The following is a 2,535-nucleotide window of genomic DNA, read 5'->3' on the forward strand; positions in this document are numbered from 1 at the left end:
CCGCAAACCGGAATCCAACACAAACAACGCATCACCCGGCACCGGCGTACCGATAGGAGCTCCATGACCAGGCTTCATGGGCGCACTCATAGAGGCGTAGAACGTCTCTGTCTCCCCGTAGCCATTGATCATTTCTCGGCCTGAAGCCCACCGATCGACAAGTTCGGGCGAGCATGCCTCACCCCCCACAAAAATGGTCCTTACTTGATCTATTCCCTCGGGCGAGAGCATCTCGAGTGCGGACGGGGTCTGGTTGACGGTGGTGACCTGCTCGTCTACCAGGATTCGGTGAAAGTCCGTTGCGGAGCGGGCGGCATGCTCAGGGATGATCACCAAGCGGCCGCCGTGCAGCAGAGCGCCCCACATCTCCCACACCGACACATCGAACGAGTACGAATGGAACATCGACCACACCTGATCTGGGGAATGTTTGAAAGCATGTTCCGAAGCTGCGTAGGTCTGGGTGACGTTCGTTTGTGTGATGCCGACGCCTTTGGGTGTGCCTGTCGTTCCTGAGGTGTAGATGATGTACGCGAGGAGGTCAGCATTCGGCACCGGCAACGTCGTCGTCGGCTGTTCAGCGACCTTGGGATCCTCGACATCTATCAGTGGGACCCCGGACTTACTGACGCGACCAGCGAGGCTCACCGTGGTCAAAATCGCGGCCGGCGCAGCGTCTTGTAGAACGAATGCCAGGCGCTCGTCAGGGGTGTTGATGTCGATCGGCAAGTAAGCAGAACCCAGCTTCAGCACCGAAAGTATGGCTATCACAGTGTGTTCCGAACGTGGCAGCAACAGTGCAACAACGTCCTCTACTCCCACCCCACGCCCAGCCAACAAATGAGCCAACTGCGTCGATGTGTCGTCCAACTCCTGATACGTCCACGACCGACCCTCGAACACCACCGCTATGACGTCCGGCCGCACCCTCACCTGCTCGGCGAACAACTCCGGAATCGCGGGGTCCACGATCGATTCATTTAGCACTGACCGCGCTCCGAGGGCGTCCAGCTGCGTCAGTTCTCTCTCGTCAAGCAAGTCGATTGACGCCACCGAGCGGTCCGTGCCGGCGAGCATCGTCGTGAGCACCCGCTGCCAGCGGGTAACAAGTTGTTTTACAGTTTCGGCGTCATAGACGTCGGTGCGGTACTCGACCAGACCCCCAATGCCTATGGGACGGCCGGAGTTGTCGAACCGCTCACGCAGGCTGAAAGTCAAGTCCATTCGAGCGGTCAAGGTGTCCGTGCGCTGCGGGGAAATGTCGAGACCTGGCAGAGACAGATCGGGCAGGGTGACGTTTTGCCAGGCGAACAGGATTTGGATCAACGGATGGTGAGCCTGCGTACGGACCGGATTGAGGCGCTCGACAAGCGCATCGAACGGCACATCTTGGTTCGCGAACGCGTCCAGGCTCCGCTCCCGTACCTCCTCCAACAAATCACCGAAGTTCATCTCGGCTGAAACCCGCGTACGCAACACCAGCGTGTTGACGAAAAACCCGACCATGCCGTCAAACTCGGTTCGCCCCCGCCCCGCCGTCGGCACCCCGAACGCCACATCCGCGCTCCCGCTCAAACGCGCCAACAGCACCGAAAGCGCCGCCGACATCACCATGAACGTCGTCGCATTGCGTTCCCGCGCCACAACCCGCACGAGTTCCTGCAGTTCGGCGGGCCATTCGACGACGACTTGGCCGCCCTGATGGTTGGCGACGGCGGGGTAAGGCCGGTCCGTGGGAAGCTCCAGCAGTCCCGCGTATCCAGCGAGGTTCCGCTCCCAGAAAACTGTTTGTCGACCAGATCGGGTATTAGGATCGTCGGCCTCGCCGAGGAGCTTGTGCTGCCAGATTGTGAAGTCGGCGTACTGAACGGGCAACGGCTCCCAGCCTGGCTCCGTCCGGGTGGTGCGGGCCTGATATGCGGTAGTCAGGTCGCGAACCAGCGGCGAGAGAGATGATCCGTCGGCGGCGATGTGGTGCATTGCCAGGGCCAGATGGTGTTCCGTGGTCGAGACTGCGAAAAGCCTTGCACGAAAGGGAATCTCGGTTTCTAAGTCGAAGGCGTGGCGGGTGACAATACCGACCGCCTCATCCAACTGTTGATCGGTCCAGTTGGTGGCGTCGATGACTTTGCAGGCGACAAGCCCTTCAGAGGCATCGAGAATGCACTGCTCGGGCACGCCAGCCGTAGCGGGAAACACTGTGCGAACACTCTCGTGCCGGGCTACGACATCGGCAACCGCCAGGGTCAGCGCGTCGACGTCGAGTAGACCGATTAGGCGTAGTACCAGAGGGATGTTGTATGTCGCCGATGGTCCCTCTAGCTGATGGATGAACCACAACCGACGCTGGGCGAACGACAGCGGCAACTGGGCCGGACGCGCATATGGCTCCCAGATTTGCCTGGTGCCCGACTGTCCTCCACCCACCACACGAGCCAGGCCCGCTACGGTGGGGGCTTCCATGAGTGCACGGACGCTGATTTCACAGTCGAAGGTTTCCTGCACGGCGGCTACGACACGCATCGCAGAGAGCGA

Annotated in this window: 1 protein-coding gene; it reads right to left on the reverse strand. The window is 60.7% G+C overall.

The window, feature by feature from the left end; all coding sequences use genetic code 11:
• A partial coding sequence (locus tag CH306_RS27750; RefSeq protein ID WP_254924357.1) for a non-ribosomal peptide synthetase occupies nucleotides 1–2,523 on the reverse strand: 2,523 nt, incomplete at its 3' end.
• Nucleotides 2,524–2,535: the final 12 nt, after the last annotated feature.

This window comes from Rhodococcus sp. 15-725-2-2b (genome assembly GCF_002259075.1).
Taxonomy (GTDB): Bacteria; Actinomycetota; Actinomycetes; order Mycobacteriales; family Mycobacteriaceae; genus Rhodococcoides.